The organism is Achromobacter sp. 2789STDY5608621 (assembly GCF_001299375.1).
In the GTDB taxonomy this organism is placed as follows: Bacteria; Pseudomonadota; Gammaproteobacteria; order Burkholderiales; family Burkholderiaceae_B; genus Achromobacter; species Achromobacter insuavis.
In genome coordinates, this window is record NZ_CYTU01000004.1 from 211939 (window position 1) to 229920 (window position 17982).

At 66.8% G+C, this 17982-nt stretch carries 17 protein-coding genes; 2 read left to right on the forward strand and 15 right to left on the reverse strand.

Features of this window, described 5'->3' with window-relative positions; translation table 11 throughout:
* Nucleotides 1–4: 4 nt before the first annotated feature.
* From AOZ53_RS06825 to ndk, 3 genes are read right to left on the reverse strand one after another with little or no spacing between them, the layout of a single operon-like run.
* Nucleotides 5–505: a helix-turn-helix domain-containing protein gene (locus tag AOZ53_RS06825; protein ID WP_054434280.1), complete on the reverse strand. Its 501-nt coding sequence runs from the start codon at nucleotides 503–505 to the stop codon at nucleotides 5–7.
* Nucleotides 502–1656, reverse strand: a complete 1155-nt coding sequence (rlmN, locus tag AOZ53_RS06830) for a dual-specificity RNA methyltransferase RlmN (protein ID WP_054434278.1) — start codon at nucleotides 1654–1656, stop codon at nucleotides 502–504. The genes AOZ53_RS06825 and rlmN overlap by 4 nt, the downstream gene beginning before the upstream one ends.
* A gap of 40 nt (nucleotides 1657–1696) precedes the next feature.
* Nucleotides 1697–2122 carry a nucleoside-diphosphate kinase gene (gene ndk, locus AOZ53_RS06835; RefSeq protein ID WP_006393972.1) on the reverse strand — a complete coding sequence of 142 codons (426 nt, stop codon included), beginning with the start codon at nucleotides 2120–2122 and terminating at the stop codon, nucleotides 1697–1699.
* 435 nt (nucleotides 2123–2557) lie between these two features.
* On the opposite strand from ndk, the gene AOZ53_RS06840 reads away from it, so the two are divergent.
* A complete protein-coding gene (locus AOZ53_RS06840) occupies nucleotides 2558–5452 on the forward strand; it encodes a valine--tRNA ligase (RefSeq protein WP_054434274.1) in 2895 nt (964 codons plus the stop codon).
* Between the two features lie 100 nt (nucleotides 5453–5552).
* Here AOZ53_RS06840 and AOZ53_RS06845 read toward each other — a convergent pair whose 3' ends face one another.
* The 8 genes from AOZ53_RS06845 to rpsP form a co-directional block, all read right to left on the reverse strand.
* Nucleotides 5553–6842 (reverse strand): NAD(P)/FAD-dependent oxidoreductase, encoded by a 1290-nt coding sequence (locus AOZ53_RS06845; RefSeq protein WP_054487342.1) that lies wholly within the window; start codon nucleotides 6840–6842, stop codon nucleotides 5553–5555.
* Between the two features lie 9 nt (nucleotides 6843–6851).
* On the reverse strand, nucleotides 6852–7583 hold the full coding sequence (locus AOZ53_RS06850; protein ID WP_054434270.1) for an amino acid ABC transporter ATP-binding protein: 732 nt from the start codon (nucleotides 7581–7583) through the stop codon (nucleotides 6852–6854).
* Nucleotides 7580–8233 carry an amino acid ABC transporter permease gene (locus tag AOZ53_RS06855; protein WP_054417795.1) on the reverse strand — a complete coding sequence of 218 codons (654 nt, stop codon included), beginning with the start codon at nucleotides 8231–8233 and terminating at the stop codon, nucleotides 7580–7582. The genes AOZ53_RS06850 and AOZ53_RS06855 overlap by 4 nt, the downstream gene beginning before the upstream one ends.
* 119 nt (nucleotides 8234–8352) lie before the next feature.
* Nucleotides 8353–9105, reverse strand: a complete 753-nt coding sequence (locus tag AOZ53_RS06860) for an ABC transporter substrate-binding protein (protein ID WP_049075200.1) — start codon at nucleotides 9103–9105, stop codon at nucleotides 8353–8355.
* Nucleotides 9106–9195: 90 nt separating this feature from the next.
* The gene (locus AOZ53_RS06865; RefSeq protein ID WP_054434268.1) at nucleotides 9196–9870 is read right to left on the reverse strand and encodes a helix-turn-helix domain-containing protein; all 675 of its coding nucleotides are present in this window, start codon (nucleotides 9868–9870) and stop codon (nucleotides 9196–9198) included.
* Nucleotides 9871–10124: 254 nt separating this feature from the next.
* The gene (gene trmD, locus AOZ53_RS06870; RefSeq protein WP_054434266.1) at nucleotides 10125–10943 is read right to left on the reverse strand and encodes a tRNA (guanosine(37)-N1)-methyltransferase TrmD; all 819 of its coding nucleotides are present in this window, start codon (nucleotides 10941–10943) and stop codon (nucleotides 10125–10127) included.
* Complete coding sequence (gene rimM, locus AOZ53_RS06875; protein WP_054434264.1) at nucleotides 10943–11560, reverse strand: ribosome maturation factor RimM; 618 nt, start codon at nucleotides 11558–11560, stop codon at nucleotides 10943–10945. The genes trmD and rimM overlap by 1 nt, the downstream gene beginning before the upstream one ends.
* A gap of 67 nt (nucleotides 11561–11627) precedes the next feature.
* Nucleotides 11628–11888, reverse strand: a complete 261-nt coding sequence (gene rpsP, locus AOZ53_RS06880; protein WP_006387841.1) for a 30S ribosomal protein S16 — start codon at nucleotides 11886–11888, stop codon at nucleotides 11628–11630.
* A gap of 491 nt (nucleotides 11889–12379) precedes the next feature.
* Here rpsP and AOZ53_RS06885 point away from each other — a divergent pair, with 491 nt between their 5' ends.
* Nucleotides 12380–12961 (forward strand): hypothetical protein, encoded by a 582-nt coding sequence (locus AOZ53_RS06885; protein ID WP_054434262.1) that lies wholly within the window; start codon nucleotides 12380–12382, stop codon nucleotides 12959–12961.
* An 83-nt stretch (nucleotides 12962–13044) separates the two neighbouring features.
* Here the strand turns inward: AOZ53_RS06885 and AOZ53_RS06890 are convergent, their stop codons facing one another.
* The 4 genes from AOZ53_RS06890 to AOZ53_RS06905 form a co-directional block, all read right to left on the reverse strand.
* Nucleotides 13045–13314 (reverse strand): sulfurtransferase TusA family protein, encoded by a 270-nt coding sequence (locus AOZ53_RS06890; RefSeq protein ID WP_054478963.1) that lies wholly within the window; start codon nucleotides 13312–13314, stop codon nucleotides 13045–13047.
* Nucleotides 13301–15925, reverse strand: a complete 2625-nt coding sequence (gene alaS / locus AOZ53_RS06895) for an alanine--tRNA ligase (RefSeq protein WP_054487343.1) — start codon at nucleotides 15923–15925, stop codon at nucleotides 13301–13303. The genes AOZ53_RS06890 and alaS overlap by 14 nt, the downstream gene beginning before the upstream one ends.
* A gap of 33 nt (nucleotides 15926–15958) precedes the next feature.
* Nucleotides 15959–16396 carry a TrbG/VirB9 family P-type conjugative transfer protein gene (locus tag AOZ53_RS06900; protein WP_054487396.1) on the reverse strand — a complete coding sequence of 146 codons (438 nt, stop codon included), beginning with the start codon at nucleotides 16394–16396 and terminating at the stop codon, nucleotides 15959–15961.
* A 245-nt stretch (nucleotides 16397–16641) separates the two neighbouring features.
* Nucleotides 16642–17982, reverse strand: coding sequence for an extracellular solute-binding protein (locus AOZ53_RS06905; protein ID WP_054434257.1), 1341 nt, complete (start codon nucleotides 17980–17982; stop codon nucleotides 16642–16644).

Here is a 17982-nt window from a genome sequence, read left to right on the forward strand (position 1 = left end):
GTATTTACTTGGACAGCTTGGGGAGCCAGTCGAACGCCAGCCATTGCTGCGGCAGCCAGCCCTGCCAGAAGGCGTAGGCGACGCCGGCGGCCAGCACCAGCACGATGGCGATCAGCCAGCCCCAGGAGGTCGAGGACGCGCGATCGTCATCCGCGCTCGACTGGGGAATGGAGTGCGCGGAATGCAGCGCGCCCGGGCTCAGCTTGACCGGGCCGGTGACGCGGGCCTTGGGATCGAGCGAATCGACGATGGCCTGGGAATCGGCGCCCAGCATGCGGGCGTAATTGCGGATCAGACCGCGCAGCGAGACGCCGGTGGGCAGCTCGCCCCACTGTTCGTTCTCGAGGGCCTCGATCTGCTTGGCCGAAAACTTGATGCGGCTGGACACTTCCTCGAGCGACCAGCCCTTGGACTGGCGCAGCGTGCGCAGCGCCGAGCCCACCTTGCCCGAACCCCCTGCGCCCGCGGGCGTTTCTGAAACTGCAGAAGCGATATCCTGCGTCATGCATGCACCTGTCTAATTGGTATGGTCTGGCGCTGCGCGGCGTTCCGTTCGGTAATCCGGGTACGGTCGCGCACTTCTCCGGCCAGTTGACCACAAGCGGCATCGATATCGTCCCCCCGGGTCTTGCGGACCGTCGTGATGATGCCGGCGTCCATCAGACGCTGGGCGAACACCTTGACGCGGGCCGTGGGCGAACGCTTCAGACCGGACGCGGGGAAGGGATTGAACGGGATCAGATTGAGCTTGCAGCGGATCTGGCGTGCGATGTTTATCAGTTCCTTGGCGTGCTGGTCGGTATCGTTGATGCCGTCCAGCATGCAGTATTCAAACGTGATGAAGTCGCGCGGCGCGAAAGCCAGGTAGCGTTCGCACGCGGCCAGCAACTCCTTCAACGGGTACTTCTTGTTCAGCGGCACCAGCTCGTCGCGCAGCGCGTCATTGGGCGCGTGCAGCGACACGGCCAGTGCCACCGGACAGTCCTGCGACAGACGGTCCATCATGGGCACCACGCCCGAGGTCGACACCGTGACGCGGCGCCGCGACAGGCCGTAGGCGTTGTCGTCGAGCATCAGACGCAGGGCCGGCAGGACCTGGTCGTAGTTGAGCAGGGGCTCGCCCATGCCCATCATGACCACGTTGCTGATGACGCGGGTGTCTTCGGTGGCGCGGGCGCTTTCCAGGCGCGCGGTGCCGATGTCGGCCTCCAGCACGCGCTTGGCCCACCACAGCTGGCCGATGATCTCGCTGGTCTTGAGGTTGCGGTTGAACCCCTGGTGCCCGGTCGAGCAGAAACGGCAGTTCACCACGCAGCCGGCCTGGCTGGAGATGCACAACGTGCCGCGGTCGTCTTCGGGGATGAAGACGGTTTCGATGGCGTTGCCCTGCCCCACGTCGAACAGCCACTTGCGGGTGCCGTCCGACGAGCGTTGCTCGGTGTTGACGGCCAGCGCCTCGATGACGCAACGCGACGCCAGCTGGCCGCGGAAATCGCGGGCCAGGTCGGTCATGGCGTCGAACGAATCGGCGCCGCGCTGGTGCATCCAGCGCTGCAGCTGACGGGCGCGAAACGGCTTGCCGCCCCACTGCCCGACGAGTTCGGACAGGGCGGAGCCATCCAGCCCCAGCAGATTGATTCGTTCGACGGATTCCATGACCTGGTATTGCTATGACGCTAAAACGATTTCCGGAAAATCAACGGCTGTGGATGTTGATTTCGGGGAAGAAGAAAGCCACTTCGACAGCGGCCGTTTCCGGCGCGTCCGAGCCGTGCACGGCGTTGGCGTCGATGCTGTCGGCGAAGTCGGCGCGGATCGTGCCCGGGGCGGCCTTCTTGGGGTCGGTGGCGCCCATCAGGTCGCGGTTCTTCAGGATGGCGTCCTCGCCTTCCAGCACTTGCACGAACACGGGACCGGAGATCATGAAGTCAACCAGGTCCTTGAAGAAGGGGCGTTCCTTGTGCACGGCGTAGAAACGCTCGGCGTCGGCGCGCGACAGCTGGGCCAGGCGGGCGGCGATGACCTTCAGGCCGGCTTGTTCGAAACGGCCGACGATCTGGCCGATGACGTTCTTGGCGACGGCGTCGGGCTTGATGATCGAGAGGGTACGTTGGATGGACATGAAAAACTCCGAAAACGGATTGCTGACTGGTTTCTATGATTGCCTGGCGTGGCCTGCGCTCGTTGGTGTCACCCTTCAAGCGGCATCGCGCCATGGGCGCGCAAGCGGCTCGGAACAGCTGCGTTGACAGCGCGTTCCGGGCCGTCCCGGCCGCCTGTGCCAAGGCGGGGATTCGACACTGCCTACCCTTCGGAGTGATCCCGGGGTTGCCCCCGGGGCCGTCCCGCCTCGAGTGCTTCGCTCGGTTCATTGTGCTGAAATTCGCAGCGTTTTTTCAATGAACTTTTGGCGAAACCTCAATGAATTCAGGGACTTCTAAAAGGTTTACAGTAACCCGGTATTCTAACACGCCGATACGACCGCATTACATCTTAAAATGAGCGGTTTGCTTGCCCGTTTTCATCGACCGGGCGCCCTGTCTGCCGGAACCCTGTAATGACTCAAGCCGCTCCCCCGAACGCCGCGCCCGCCGCGACCGACTCCCCGGAACTCTCCAAGAGCTTCGAACCCGCCGAACTCGAATCCCGCTGGTACGCCGAGTGGGACAAGCGCGGCTACTTCGCCGCGGGGTCGCACGTAAAAACGGGGACGGAATCGCAACCCTACGTCATCCAGTTCCCGCCGCCCAACGTGACGGGCACGCTGCACATGGGCCACGCGTTCAACCAGACCATCATGGATGGCCTGATCCGCTACCACCGCATGCTGGGCGACGACACCGTCTTCATTCCGGGGACGGACCACGCCGGCATCGCCACGCAGATCGTGGTTGAAAGACAGCTCGACGCCCAGAAGGTTTCGCGCCACGACCTCGGCCGCGAGAAATTCCTCGAGAAAGTGTGGGAATGGAAGGAAAAGTCGGGCAGCGCCATCACCGGCCAGGTGCGCCGGCTGGGCGCCTCGGCCGACTGGCCGCGCGAATACTTCACCATGGACGAACGCATGTCGCGCGGCGTGGTTGAGACCTTCGTGCGCCTGCATAAACAGGGCCTGATCTACCGCGGCAAGCGCCTGGTCAACTGGGACCCCAAGCTGCTGACGGCGGTGTCCGACCTGGAAGTCCTGTCGGAAGAGACCGACGGCCACATGTGGCACATCCTCTACCCCTTCGTCGACGGTCCGCAGACCATCGTCGACAAGGACGGCCAGACGGTCACCCTGCGCGGCATGACCATCGCCACCACCCGCCCCGAGACCATGCTGGCCGACGGCGCGCTGTGCGTGCACCCCGAAGACCCGCGCTACAAGCACCTGGTCGGCAAGGAAGTCGAACTGCCGCTGTGCGACCGCAACATCCCCATCATCGCGGATGACTTCGTCGACCCCGAATTCGGCACCGGCTGCGTCAAGATCACCGGCGCGCACGACTTCAACGACTACGCCTGCGCGATGCGCCACGACCTGCCGCTGATCGTGATCTTCACGCTCGACGCGCACATCAACGAGAACGGCCCCAAGCAGTTCCAGGGCATGGAGCGCTACGAGGCCCGCAAGGCCGTGGTCGCCCAGCTGGAAGCCGAGGGCTACCTGGTCAAGGTCGAGCCGCACAAGATGATGCAGCCCAAGGGCGACCGCACCGGCGTCGTGCTCGAGCCCATGCTGACCGACCAGTGGTTCGTCGCCATGAGCAAGCCGGCCCCCGAAGGCACGCTCAACCCGGGCAAGAGCATCACCGAAGTGGCGCTGGAAGTCGTGGCCGACGGCCGCATCCAGTTCTACCCGGACAACTGGACCACCATCTACAACCAGTGGCTCAACAACATCCAGGACTGGTGCATTTCGCGCCAGCTGTGGTGGGGCCACCAGATTCCCGCGTGGTACGCGGAAGACGGCCAGGTGTTCGTCGCCCACGACGAAGCCGAAGCCATCCAGCAGGCCCGCGCCGCCGGCGTCACCGGCGAGCTCAAGCGCGATCCGGACGTGCTCGACACCTGGTTCTCGTCGGGCCTGGCGCCCTTCACCACGCTCGGCTGGCCCGACAAGACGCCCGACCTGGAACGTTACCTGCCGTCCAGCGTGCTGGTCACCGGTTTCGACATCATCTTCTTCTGGGTCGCGCGCATGGTCATGCTGACCACGCACCTGACCGGCCAGATCCCGTTCAAGCACGTCTACATGCACGGTCTGATCCGCGACGCCGACGGCCAGAAGATGAGCAAGTCCAAGGGCAACACGCTCGATCCGATCGACCTGATCGACGGCATCGACCTGGAAGGCCTGGTGGCCAAGCGCACCTACGGCCTGATGAACCCCAAGCAGGCCGGCGCCATCGAGAAGGCCACGCGCCGCCAGTACCCGGACGGCATCCCCGCCTTCGGCGCCGACGCGCTGCGCTTCACCATGGCCGCCTACGCGACCCTGGGCCGCAACATCAACTTCGACCTGAAGCGTTGCGAGGGCTACCGCAACTTCTGCAACAAGCTCTGGAACGCCACCCGTTTCGTGCTGATGAACACCGAAGGCCACGACCTGACCGGTCCGGACGCGGGCGAAACCTCGTTCGTCGACCGCTGGATCGTCAGCCAGCTGCAGGCGCTGGAAGCCGACGTGGCGCGCGGCTTTGCCGACTACCGCTTCGACAACATCGCCAACGCGCTGTACCGCTACGTCTGGGATGAATACTGCGACTGGTACCTGGAACTGGCCAAGGTGCAGATCCAGACCGGCACGCCGGCCCAGCAACTGGGCACGCGCCGCACGCTGATCCGCGTGCTCGAAGGCGTGCTGCGCCTGGCCCACCCGATCATTCCGTTCATCACGGAAGAACTGTGGCAGAAGGTCTCGGTGGTGGCCGGCAAGCGCCAGGAAGGCGTGGCCGACAGCGTCAGCGTGCAGCCGTTCCCGCAGGCCAACCCGGCCGCCGTGGACACCGCAGCCGAAGCCGACGTGGCCGAGCTCAAGGCCCAGGTCGAGGCCGTGCGCGCCCTGCGCGGCGAGATGAACCTGTCGCCGGCCCAGAAGGTGCCGCTGTGCGCCCAGGGCGATGCGCCCACGCTGACGCGCAACGCCCCCTACCTGGCCGCGCTGGCCAAGCTCAGCCAGGTCGACGTGCTGGACGTCCTGCCCGACGCCGGCGCGCCGGTGCAGGTGGTCGGCGCCAGCCGCCTGATGCTGCACGTCGAGATCGACGTCGCCGCCGAACGCGTGCGCCTGGACAAGGAAATCGCGCGCCTGGAAGGCGAGATCGCCAAGGCCAACGGCAAGCTGTCCAACGCCAGCTTCGTCGAACGCGCCCCGGCCGCCGTGGTCGAGCAGGAAAAGGCCCGCGTGGCGCAGTTCGGCGAGACGCTGCAGAAGGTGCGCGAACAGCGCGGCAAGCTGGGCAATTGATCGCCTGACCCGCCGCACGCAAAAAGCCCCGGACAGGTCCGGGGCTTTTTTTCGCGGGCATCTTGCCGATGCGCATCGCGTCGGCGGGTATCGCGCCGGCCTACACGCCGCCGTCCGTCATGCGGTACCACGTGACCACCGCATTGACGTACAGGCGCCGCAACCCATACAGCGGGAACGACCTCACCGGCGACAGCGGCACCGGCAGCGCCTTGGCGTCGCCGCTGACGAGGTATTGCGCCATGGCGCGGCCCATGCTGGTCTGCAGGCCCACGCCGCGCCCCTGGCAGCCGATGTCCACCAGCAGGCCGGGCTGCGGCTCGTGCAGGTGCGGCAGGTAGTCGCGGGTGATGGCCACGCGGCCGCACCAGCGATACTCGAACGGCGTGCCGGCCACCTGCGGGAACATCTTCACCATGACGCGCTCCAGGTGAGCCCAGTCCTGCGGCCCCTTGGGCTCGCGGAACGGCCCGCGCCCGCCCATCAGCAGGCGGCCCTGGTGGTCCAGCCGGAAATAGAGCAGCAGGTTGCGGGTGTCGGAGGTGACCTGTCCTTCCGGAAAGATGCCCGCGCGCAGGCGCTCCGGCAGCGGCGTGGTGGCGACCTGGAAGGTGTTGGCGTCGATGATCGAGGTCTTCAGACCTGGCAGCAGGTCGGCGCCGTAGGCATTGGTGCACATCACCACGCGGTCGGCGGTCACGCTGGCGCCGCCGGCGGTGGTGGCGGTCCACTTGCCGCCGTCGCGCTTGAGCCCGGTGACGGGCGTGTCGGTGTGGATCACCGCCCCCGCGTTCAAGGCGGCCCGCGCCAGGCCGCGCGCATAGCTCAGCGGCTGCACCGCGCCCGCGCGCCGGTCGATCCAGCCGCCCAGATAGCGATCGGTGCCGATCAGGCGCGCCACCTCCGCCTTGTCCAGCGGTTGCGCGTCGGCGCCATGGCGCGCCCATTGCGCGGCGCGGGCGTGCGCCAGTTCCAGCGCCGCGGGGGTGTGTGCGCCCTGGATCCAGCCGCTGCGCACGTGCGGCACGTCCATTGCGTGCCGCTCGATCAGGTTGAACACCGAATCGGCGGTGGCGCCGGCGAAGCGCACCAGGCGCTCACCGCGCTCGCCGCCGAACATCGACACCAGCGCATCGGGATCGTATTTGAGGCCGGGAATGACCTGGCCGCCGTTGCGACCCGAGCCGCCGAAGCCGATCTCGCGCGCCTCCAGCAGCACCACCCGCACGCCCTGCTCGGCCAGGTGCAGCGCGGTGCTCAGGCCGGCATAGCCGCCGCCCACCACCAGCACGTCGGCCTGCGCGGACTGCGTCAGCGGCTGCGTGTCCGGCGGCGGCGCCGCGGTGGCGGCCCAGAGCGACGGGGAAAGCGGAAACGGCGTCTGCGACATGATGGTTCCTCACATGGGATGCAGCACGCGGCGCAGGAAATCCTGCGTGCGCGGGTGCTGCGGGTGATTCAGCACTTCACGGGCGGCGCCCTGCTCCACCATCACGCCACCGTCAAAGAACATGACGCGATCGGCGACCTCGCGCGCGAAGCTCATCTCGTGCGTCACGACGACCATGGTCATGCCGGCCTCGGCCAGCTTGCGCATCACGCCCAGCACGTCGCCCACCAGTTCGGGGTCGAGCGCCGAGGTCGGTTCGTCGAACAGGATCGCCTTCGGCTGCATCGCCAGCGCCCGAGCGATCGCCACGCGCTGCTGCTGGCCGCCGGACAGCTGCGGCGGATGGGCGTCGGCCTTGTCGGCCAGGCCGACGCTGGCGAGCAATTCACGGCCGCGTTCGAACGCTTGCGCGCGCGGCTCGCCCTTCACGTAGATCGGCCCTTCCACCACGTTTTCCAGCGCGGTGCGGTGCGGGAACAGGTTGAAGCGCTGGAACACCATCGCCACCTGCGTGCGGATGGAAACGATGGAGGCCGCATCGCAGTCCACCAGCTCGCCATCCACGGTGATGCGGCCGGCGTTGTAGCGTTCCAGCCCGTTGATGCAGCGCAGGATGGTGGACTTGCCCGAGCCGGACGGCCCGATCACGCACACGACCTCGCCCTTGCTGACCTCGGCATCGATGCCCTTGAGCACCTCCAGCGACCCGAAGCTCTTGCGCACGCCCTTGAGTTCGATCATTTGGCGGCACTCCTCTTTTCCAGATGCCGCACCAGCAGGATCAGCGGCACGCACATCACCAGATACATCAGCGCCACCAGCGAGAACACGGTGGCATTCTTGAACGTCGACACGGCGATCAGCTTGCCCTGCAGGGCGAGCTCGGCCACCGTGATGGTGGAGGCCTGCGACGAGTCCTTGAGCATCATGATCATGATGTTGCCGTAGGGCGGCAGCACGATCTTGACGGCCTGCGGCAGCACCACGCGGCGCATGGTCATGCTCCAGCTCATGCCCATCGCCATGGCCGCCTCGATCTGGCCGCGGTCGATGGCCTCGATGCCGGCGCGGAAGTTCTCGGCCTGGTAGGCCGAGTAGGCAATGCCCAGGCCGATGATCGCGGCCTGCACCGCCGTCAGCGCGATGCCCATGTCCGGCATCACGAAGTAGATGTAGAACAGCAGCACGATGATCGGGATGCCGCGCAGCAGGTTGATCACGCCCGCGCTGAACTTGGACAGGTATTTGTTGCCGGAGACCCGCATCAGCGCCCACACCAGTCCCAACACCGTGGACAGGACCAGCGACCCGAGCGTCACCAGGATGGTGAGCTTGGCCCCCTGCAACAGGATCGGCAGGTATTCCGCCGCGTCTTTGAAGAATTCCGTCATGACTCGATTCACCCCAACTGGGCCGCCTCCGGAAACCCGGGTCGCGGCCGGTCCGCGCGCCAGGGCGCGCAGTCCGGGCGGACGCCTGTCGCGGCGCCGCGCCCGCCATCAAACGGGCGTCAGCCGCCCAGCCCCCACTTCTTCAGGATCTGGTCGATGGCGCCATCGGCCTTCAGCTTGGCCAGCGCCTTGTTGATGCGTTCGAGCAAGGCGGTATCGTCCTTGCGCGTGGCCAGGCCCAGGCTGCCCATGACGGTAGGCTGGTAGGACTGCGCCATCTTCAGGTTGGGATAATTGCCCTGGGTCAGGATGTACGCGGCGATCGGGTAGTCCATGAAGCCGCCCTGGATGCGGCCGGCATTGGCGTCGCGCATCATGTCCGGCGGGTTGTCGTAGAGCTTCACTTCCTTGAACACGCCGCTCTTCTGGATCGGCTCGACGAAGGCGGTGCCGACCTGCACGCCGACCGTCATGCCCTGCATGTCGGCGAAGGACTTGTATTCCTTGTTGTCGCTCTTGAGCACCATCAGGCCTTCGCCATAGCGATAGACCGGCTCCGAGAAACTCACTACCTGCTGGCGCTGCGGCGTGATGAACATGGCCGCCGAGACGATGTCGATGCGCTTGGAGGTCAGCGAGCCGATCAGCGCTGAAAACGCCATGGGTTCGATCTGCACCTCGAAACCGGCCTCCTTGCCGACCGCCTTGACGATGTCGACCATCACCCCCTCGATGGAATTGGTCTTGGTGTCGAGAAAGGTGAACGGACTGCCGGTGGGCGTGGACCCCACCTTCAACACCGTCTGGGCCTGCGCGGCCGTGGCCGTGGACAATGCTGCGAATACAGAGACAACCAGAGTCTTGAATTTCATGACATTTCCTCATCTAGGCAAAGAGTTCCGGAACGTGCCCGGAAGGCGGATGATCCCCAGTGTCATCGCGCCCATTCACTGCCCGCGCGCTCAAGGCGGCGGTTGCGTCACATCCCCCGCGGCTTGATTGATATTCGAGATGGCCCAGATGACCTCGGTCGCCTGCAAGCCGGGATTGCGCCAGCGCCGCGGCGTGCTGCTGGCATAGCAGAAGCTGTCGCCTTCCTTGAGCAGCACGACGCGGTCGCCCACCCAGAGTTCGAGCGTGCCCTTGAGCACCACGCCGATCTGCTCGCCCTGCCCGGTCACGAACAGCTCGTTGCCGGTCGAGCCGCCAGGCTCGATGGTGGCGCGGCACAGGTCCATGCTGCGGCACGCGGGCGGCGTGTACATCTCCTTGACGATGCCCTTCTCGCGCAGGTCGATGTAGCGGTGCGTGCCGGCGCGGGCGACGCGGCCGCCGTCCTCGCCTTCGGTGTGTTCGGCGTTGCGCAGCAAGGCGTTGACCGACACCCCGAACTCGCGCGCCAGCTGGTGCAGCGTCTTGACCGACGCCGAGCTCAGGCCGCGCTCGATCTGGCTTAGCAGGCCCACCGACATGGCGCAGGCCTGCGCCACGTCCGCCAGTGAGCGGCCGTGCTGCTTGCGCAATTGGCGCAGTTGCTGGCCCAGCCACATGTCGACGGCGGATTCGGGACGGCCCGCCGCCAGCGCTGGCCTGGACAGCGCGTCGGCATCACGCGGCACGGGAGAGGATCGGCTCATATGAAAATTTCATTTTTATGTAATTTTCAATACTAAGGAGCGAGGCGAGCCGCTACAACCTAGGAGCATCCCTAGGCCGCCTGGGTCCTGGAAAAAGGGAAAAGACTTGCGGACAAGGTCCGCACGACGGATGGCAAGACGGCGGGAGGCGCTCTTGGAACCTGGACAGATAGGGGCGGTCGCGGACTATCGCGCGCCGGATCGAAGCGCGGGATTTGCGGCCTGGCGCGAAGCCGGCAGATGCGCCGGCCGGCTCAGGAAGCCTTGGGTTTGGATCCGCGGCGGCGCTTGGCGGGCAGCGGCGGCAACGGCTCGCCGGCCAGCTCGGCCAGGAAGCGCTCGTCGGCCAGCGACAGCCAGCCCTGGGCGCGGGCCGATTCGATCAGCTCGGGACGCCGCGCAACGGTCAATGCCAGCGAGCGTTCCCGGCGCCAGCGCGAGATGTTGGCATGGTGGCCGCTGAGCAGCGGCGCCGGCACGGGCGCGCCCTCGTAGACTTCGGGGCGCGTGTAATGCGGGCTGTCCAGCAGGCCGGACAGCGTGTCGTTGAAGGAGTCCTGCAACGCGGAGTCGCCGTCGTTCAGCACGCCCGGCAACAGGCGCACCGCGGCGTCGATCACGGCGAGCGCCGCGATCTCACCGCCGGACAACACGAAGTCGCCCAGCGAGATTTCGTGCGTGACGCAGCGCTCGATGAAGCGCTGGTCGACGCCTTCGTAGCGACCGCAGATGAGAATCAGGCCGTCGCTGGCGGCCAGCGCCTCGGCGCCGGCCTGGTCGTAACGCTTGCCCACGGGCGCGAGCAGCGCCACCGGGGCCGGCCCCAGGCCTTGGGCCGCGCGCGCCGCCTGGGCGGCATTGACGGCGGCTTCCAGCGGAGCCGCCATCATCACCATGCCGGGGCCGCCGCCATAAGGGCGGTCGTCCACGGTACGGTGGGGATCACTGGTGAAATCACGCGGATTCCAGGCATGCAGGGCCCACCGGCCCTGGGCATGGGCCCGGCCGGTGACGCCCAGGTCGCGCACCACCCCGAACATCTCGGGAAAGAGTGTCACGACATCGATGCGCATCAGAGATCCGCGGGCCAGTCGCTATCGATGCGGCGCGCGGCCAGATCGACGGCTTGGATGTGCGCGCGCACGAACGGAACGAGCATTTCGGCGGGCTTTCCCTTGGCGTTCAGGAGAGGTTCGGGGCCGTCGGCTCCGACCTTCTGGCACAAGACTTTCAAGACGGCGTGAGCGCCGTTATCCAGGACCTCGTCCACCACGCCGATGAGCGCGGCATCGCCATTCGCCGTGGTATACAGCGAACAGCCAATGAGATCGACCCAGTAGTATTCGTCTTCTTCGGGCGCGGGGAAGGAACCCCGCGGCGCCTGCACGGAAAAACCGCGCAGCGCTTCGGCCTGGTCACGGTCGGCGATGCCGGCCAGCTGGGCCACCACGGTGGCCCCCTGCGAACGGACTTGCACGACCTTGTATGCGACAGGCGCAGACGCGACAGCGCCCCGCGCCAATTCAGGCACAGGGCGAGTCAACCACCATTGAGAAGCTGAGAGCAGCACTTCGGCATTGGCCGAATGCGGCTGCACCTTGACCCAGCCTTTCACACCGTAGGCCGCACTGATGCGACCCAGCTCGATCAAGTCCGCAGGCGCCGCGTTGGAATGTGCGGCATCAGACATGTATCGGGCTATCGGTTTCGTACAGCGTAGCTAGAAACTAGCAGGGTTCAGGCGTGCGACGCGGGCATTAAGCCGCGGCGGAAACCTTGGCCGAGTAGTCCTTGACCAGGCGCTCGACGGCCGGCGACAGCTGGGCGCCGTTGCTGGTCCAGTGTTGCACGCGATCCAGCGCGATGCGCAGGTTTTCCGCGCCTTCGTTGCCGACGGGGTTGTAGAAACCCACGCGCTCGATGAAACGGCCGTCGCGACGGTTACGCGAATCGGTGGCCACCAGGTTGTAGAACGGACGCTTCTTGGACCCACCGCGGGCCAGGCGAATCACCACCATAGGTAATCCCTTGAATTAGTTGTGAAAAACGGGAAATTCTAGCACTTAAACAAGCCGGCTGGCAAATGCCCGTGCTGAATATCGGGAGACGCGGCGTGATTTATACGCGAAAACACCACATATGCACCACATACGGGTATTCTACAAAATCCGGGCCGGAGCCCGCCGCAGACAGAGTGTAGCCCGTCACGGGCCGCTGTGCCGCGCCGAGGCGCAGGAAGATCGCCCGGTGGCGTTTCCATCCGGAACGCGCCGCCGGACCGGCGCCCTTGGCAAGTGCGTGTGAAGCATTTCCCCGATTGGAGAGATCGGAATGTCATCCTGCGCCACATCCGCAAGCCCGCCTCCCCTGGCCGCGCCGCAACGGCGCCGCCCTTCTCCGCCCTCGCGTCCCCCGCGCCTGCGCAAACGTCCCCGGTTTCTCGGCGACTGATCGCACCCCTTTTTTCCCGCGTTTTCCCCCAACTTCCTCTACCGGAGGGTGCTGCACCATGAAGAACCGTAAAACTGTCTTCACCCCTGTCGCGCGCCTGGCGGCAACAGGGCTGCTGGCGGGCATGCTGGCGCTGCCGATGGCAGCCCAGGCCCGGGTGGTCGGCGCCGCGCTGACCACCGCCACCGGCAAGGTCACCGCGGTGGACCCCGCCACCCGCACCATCACCCTGCAGGGCGCCAACGGCAATGTGGTGGATGTCCAGGCGGGCCCGGAAGTGCGCAATTTCAAGCAGATCAAGCCGGGCGACTCGCTGACGCTGGACTATTACGAGTCGGTGGCCGTCGATGTGCGCCCGGCCGGCTCGGGCGCCCCCGAAGTGGTCACCCAGACCGCTGGCACGCGCAGCGCCAAGGGAGCCAAGCCGGGCGGCGCGGTCGGGCGGCAGACCACCATCACCGCCGAGATCTGGCACATCAACAAGAGCGCCAATCTCGTCACCCTGAAGGGCCCGCAGGGCGCGCTGCGCACGATCCAGGTGCAGGATCCGGCAATGCAGGCGCGCCTGGCGAAACTGAAGGAAGGCGATCTGGTGGACTTCACCATCACGCAGGCGGTGGCGGCGGCCATCCATAAATAGACGGCGCGGCGCGCAGACGCGCGCCATCGCGCCAAACAAAAAGGCCAGCCCGGAAAGGCTGGCCTTTTTCATGGAGCGCCGGATCAGCGGCGGCGCAGGTAATGCACGCCGCGGCCATCGGCCTCGTGTTGCGCGACCAGCACGTTGCCGGTCTGGCGGGCGAACGCCTGGAAGTCGCGGATGGCGTTGCGGTCGGTGGTCAGGACGCGCAGCACCTGGCCGCTTTCCATCTGCGCCAGGGCCTTCTTGGCGCGCAGGATCGGCAACGGGCAGGTCAGGCCGCTGGCGTCGACGTCCTGGTCGAAGGACGGCGCCGGCACGGCCGGCGCGGTGTCCAGATCAGAGGCGCTCATCGACCCACTTCTGCACGCTGGCGATCGCGGCGGGCAATGCCGCCAGATCGGTGCCGCCGCCCATGGCCATGTCCGGACGGCCGCCGCCCTTGCCGCCCACCTGGCTGGCGACGAAGCCCACTAGGTCGCCGGCCTTGATGCGGTTGGTCAGGTCGGCCGTGACGCCGCCGACGACGCTGATCTTGCCATCGGCCGAGCCGGTGGCCAGCAGCACCACGGCGGGCTTGAGGCGGTCCTTCAGGTTGTCGACCATGCCGCGCAGGGCCTTGGGATCGACGTCGCCGATGCTGGCGGCCAGCAGCTTGATGCCCTTGACCTCGACGGCCGCGGAGCTGGCCAGGTCGTTGCCGGCGCTGGCGGCGAGCTTGCTGCGCGACTGCTCCAGGTCTTTTTCGAGCAGCTTGACCTGGTCCTGCACCTGCGAGATGCGGGCCGGCAGGTCGGCGGGCGTGCTGCGCAGCATGCCGGCCACCTGGGCCAGCAAGGCGCTCTGGTTCTGCACCCAGGCCAGGGCGTTGTCGCCCGTGATGGCTTCGATACGGCGCACGCCGGCGGCCACGCCGCCTTCGGACACGATCTTGAACAGGCCGATGTCGCCGGTGCGGCCGACGTGGGTGCCGCCGCACAGTTCGCGCGAGAAGCCGATGTCGAGCACGCGCACGGTGTCGCCGTACTTTTCGCCGAACAGCGCCATGGCGCCGCCCTTGACGGCGTCATCGTAGGCCATGACCTGGGCCACGGTGGGCTGGTTGGCGAGGATCTCGGCGTTGACGATGGCCTCGACGCGGGCGATCTGCTCGGCCGTCAGGGGCGCGTCCTGCGCGAAGTCGAAACGGGTCTTGTCGGGATCGACCAGCGAGCCGCGCTGCTGCACGTGCGCGCCCAGCACCTGGCGCAGGGCCTTGTGCATCAGGTGGGTGGCCGAGTGGTTGCGCACGGTGCGGGCGCGGCGCACCGCGTCCACGCGCGCCAGCACGGTGTCGCCCACCGCCAGCTTGCCCTCTTCGAGCGTGCCGTGATGGCCGAACACGCCCGATTGGATCTTGAGCGTGTCGCCCACGGCGAAGCGCACGCCGGCGGCCTCGAGCAGGCCGGTGTCGCCGACCTGGCCGCCGGACTCGGCGTAGAACGGGGTGGCGTCCAGCACCACCACGGCGCTCTGGCCGGCCTGCACCTGTTGCACCTGGGTGCCGTCGACGTACAGGGCCGTGACCTTGACGTTGTCGAGTTCGAGCTTCTCGTAGCCCTCGAAGCGCGTTTCCGCGCCTTCGTAGCTCAGGCCCTCGGCCATCTTGAACTTGCCGGCGGCGCGCGCCTGGTCGCGTTGGCGTTCCATGGCGACTTCGAAGCCGGCCATGTCGACGTCGACTTCGCGTTCGCGGCAGATGTCGGCGGTCAGGTCGACCGGGAAGCCGTAGGTGTCGTACAGCGTGAACAGCGTGGTGCCGTCCAGCAGGCCGCCCTTGGGCACGTTGGCCAGCGCGCCGTCGAGGATGCGCATGCCGTGTTCCAGCGTTTCGCCGAAGCGTTCTTCTTCCTGCTTGAGCACCTGCGCCACGCGCTCGGCGGTGGCGGCCAGCTCGGGATAGGCCTCGCCCATCTCGGCGACCAGGTCGGGCACCAGGCGGTGGAAGAACGGCTTGGTCTGGCCCAGCTTGTAGCCATGGCGCAGCGCGCGGCGCACGATGCGGCGCAGCACGTAGCCGCGGCCTTCGTTGCTGGGGATGACGCCGTCGACGATCAGGAACGAGCAGGCGCGGATGTGGTCGGCGATGACCTTGAGCGAATTGTTTTCCAGGTCCTTGATGCCGGTTTCGCGCGCGGCGGCGGCGATCAGGTGCTGGAACAGGTCGATTTCGTAGTTGGAGTGGACGTGCTGCAGCACGGCCGCGATGCGCTCCAGGCCCATGCCGGTATCGACACAGGGGCGCGGCAGGCGCGGCATGTTGCCGGCGGCGTCGCGCTCGAACTGCATGAACACCAGGTTCCAGATCTCGATGTAGCGGTCGCCGTCTTCCTCGGGCGATCCCGGGGGGCCGCCCCAGATCTCGGGGCCGTGGTCGTAGAAGATTTCCGAGCACGGGCCGCAGGGACCGGTGTCGGCCATCTGCCAGAAGTTGTCCGACGCGTAGCGGGCGCCCTTGTTGTCGCCGATGCGGATGATGCGCTCGGTCGGCACGCCGACTTCCTTGGCCCAGATGTCATAGGCCTCGTCGTCTTCCTGGTAGACGGTGACCCAGAGCTTGTCGGCGGGCAGCTTGTAGACCTGCGTCAGCAGTTCCCAGGCGTACTGGATGGCGTCGCGCTTGAAGTAGTCGCCGAAGCTGAAATTGCCCAGCATTTCGAAGAACGTATGGTGGCGGGCGGTGTAGCCCACGTTCTCCAGGTCGTTGTGCTTGCCGCCGGCGCGCACGCTGCGCTGCGACGACGTGGCGCGCGTGTACGACCGCGATTCCTTGCCCGTGAAGACGTCCTTGAACTGGACCATGCCCGAATTGGTGAAAAGCAGGGTCGGATCGTTGCCCGGCACGAGCGACGACGAAGGGACGATGGTGTGTCCCTTGGACTTGAAGAATTGCAGGAACTGCTGGCGAATCTCGGAGGATTTCATCGTGGATGAAGCAGAATTTAGGCGAATCTTTGATTATAGAGGGTTGTCGGCGCCTTGCACCGTCGGGGACGACCCGCAGGCGCCGCGGCCTTCCCGGGGCAGGCACGACGCGCGGCGCGCCCGCGCCGCCAGGCGGCCGCCACGGAACGCCAGGCCGTCCCAGCGGCCGGCCAACACCACGTAGGGATCGCGCCGCGCATAAGGCAGGACCCGCTCGCCGGCGGCATCGACGCCAAAAATGGCCGGCACCGGCTGGCCCGGCGCGAATTGCAGCCAGGTTTCGCGGCCGTCGTCGAACACCTGCATCGGCGCCACCGCCGGATCGCCGGACAGCCGCCAATCGAAATCGTACGCCCGCGACGCGGCCCCGGCCGCCCGCCAGGACGCGCCGGCGGCCGGCCGCGCGGACGGCCACGCCGCGCATCCGGCCAGGCCCGCCAGCCCCGCCGCCAGGAAGAATCTTCGTATCATCCGCGCCACCTTCGCAAAGACGGCGACCCGGAAGCGGGCCGCAACGCCATCATGGTGCAGGCGCGCGGGCAATCCTCACAGATCGGCATGTACGCAGGGAGCAATCGATCCCGCTCACGCCGGCGCCACGCAACCGCGCCGGCACCCCTCCCCGCCGGCCGCGCCCATGAAAAAAAGCCCGGTTCGGAAACCGGGCTTTCGGGGAGCCAGGCGGCGCCGCGGCGCCTGCCTGGCGAGGCCTGCGATCAGCGCTGCGTGGCGATGGCGCGGGCCTGGTTGGCGGCGTTGTTCAGGGCCGACACCGGTGGCGTCTTGCCTTCCAGCGCGTCGTTGAGCTGCTGGTTGAACACGGGCTCGATGCGGTCGTAGTTGGCCATGCGGAAGCCACGGCTGTTGGCGACCGGGCGGGTGCTCATCGAGGCCACCACGGCTTGCGCGCCGGGGATGCTCTTGTAGAACGACACGTCCGAGGCGCGGAACGCGGCTTCGGTCAGCGGCAGGTAGCCGGTGCGCTGGTGCCATTCCGCCGCGATCACGGGCTTGGACAGCCAGGCCAGGAACTGCGCCGTGGCCTTTTCCTCGTCCTTCGGACGGCCATCCAGCGCCCACAGGGCCGAGCCGCTCACGAACGGCTGGCCGCCGGTCTGGGTGGCCTGGTCGTAGTAAGGCAGCGGCGCCACGCCGAAGGCCAGCGACTTGGTGTTCAGGAACTGGCCGAACGAACCCGAGTTGCCGGTCAGCACCGCGCACTCGCCCTTGGCGAACAGCTTGTCGGCGCTGTTGTCGGCGGTGTGCGCCATGAACAGCAGCGAACGCTTCCAGCTGACCATCAGCGAGATGTGGCGCATGTAGAGCGTGTCGAACTGCATCGCCGGCGCCGCGCTCTTCTTGGTGACCGCGTCCAGGCCGTTGTTGTTGCTGGTGTACAGCTGGTTGTTCACCGGCGCCAGGTTTTCCAGGTGGACCGAGACCTGGTCGCTGGAGGCGTAGGGACAGTCGAGGTCGGCGACGTCGCGCAGCTTCAGCAGCTCGGCCTGCAGGCCGGTCCAGGTGCGGGCGGGCTTGTTGGGATCGAGGCCGGCTTTCTTGTAGGCGGCGGTGTTGTAGAACATCACCGGCACTTCGGCCATCCACGGGAAGGCCAGCAGGCGGCCCTTGCCGTCGCGGATGAAGCTGCTGGTGGCCGGCACGAACCAGTTCAGGTCCTTGATCGGATACTTGGCCAGCAATTCGTACATCGGCAGGATGGCCTTGTGTTCGGCCACGACTTCCGGCGAGTGGTTGTCGTTCAGCTGCACCAGGTTGGGGGCCTTCTTGGCCTTGACCGCGGCGGTGGCTTCCTGCTGCAGTTGCGCCTGCGAGGCGAAGGCGCGCAGGGTCACTTTGACCTGGTCCTGCTCCTTGTTGTACTGCTTGGCCAGCTTTTCGAATTCGGCCTTGTTGGCGTCCGGCAGCGTGTGCCAGACCTGGATTTCGACGGGCGCGGCATGGACCGCGCCCGCGACCGCCATGGCGGCGCCAAAGACCCATGTGCGCCGGCTGGCGAACATCGCGCGGGCAATGCCCGCCAATTGCAATTTCTTCAT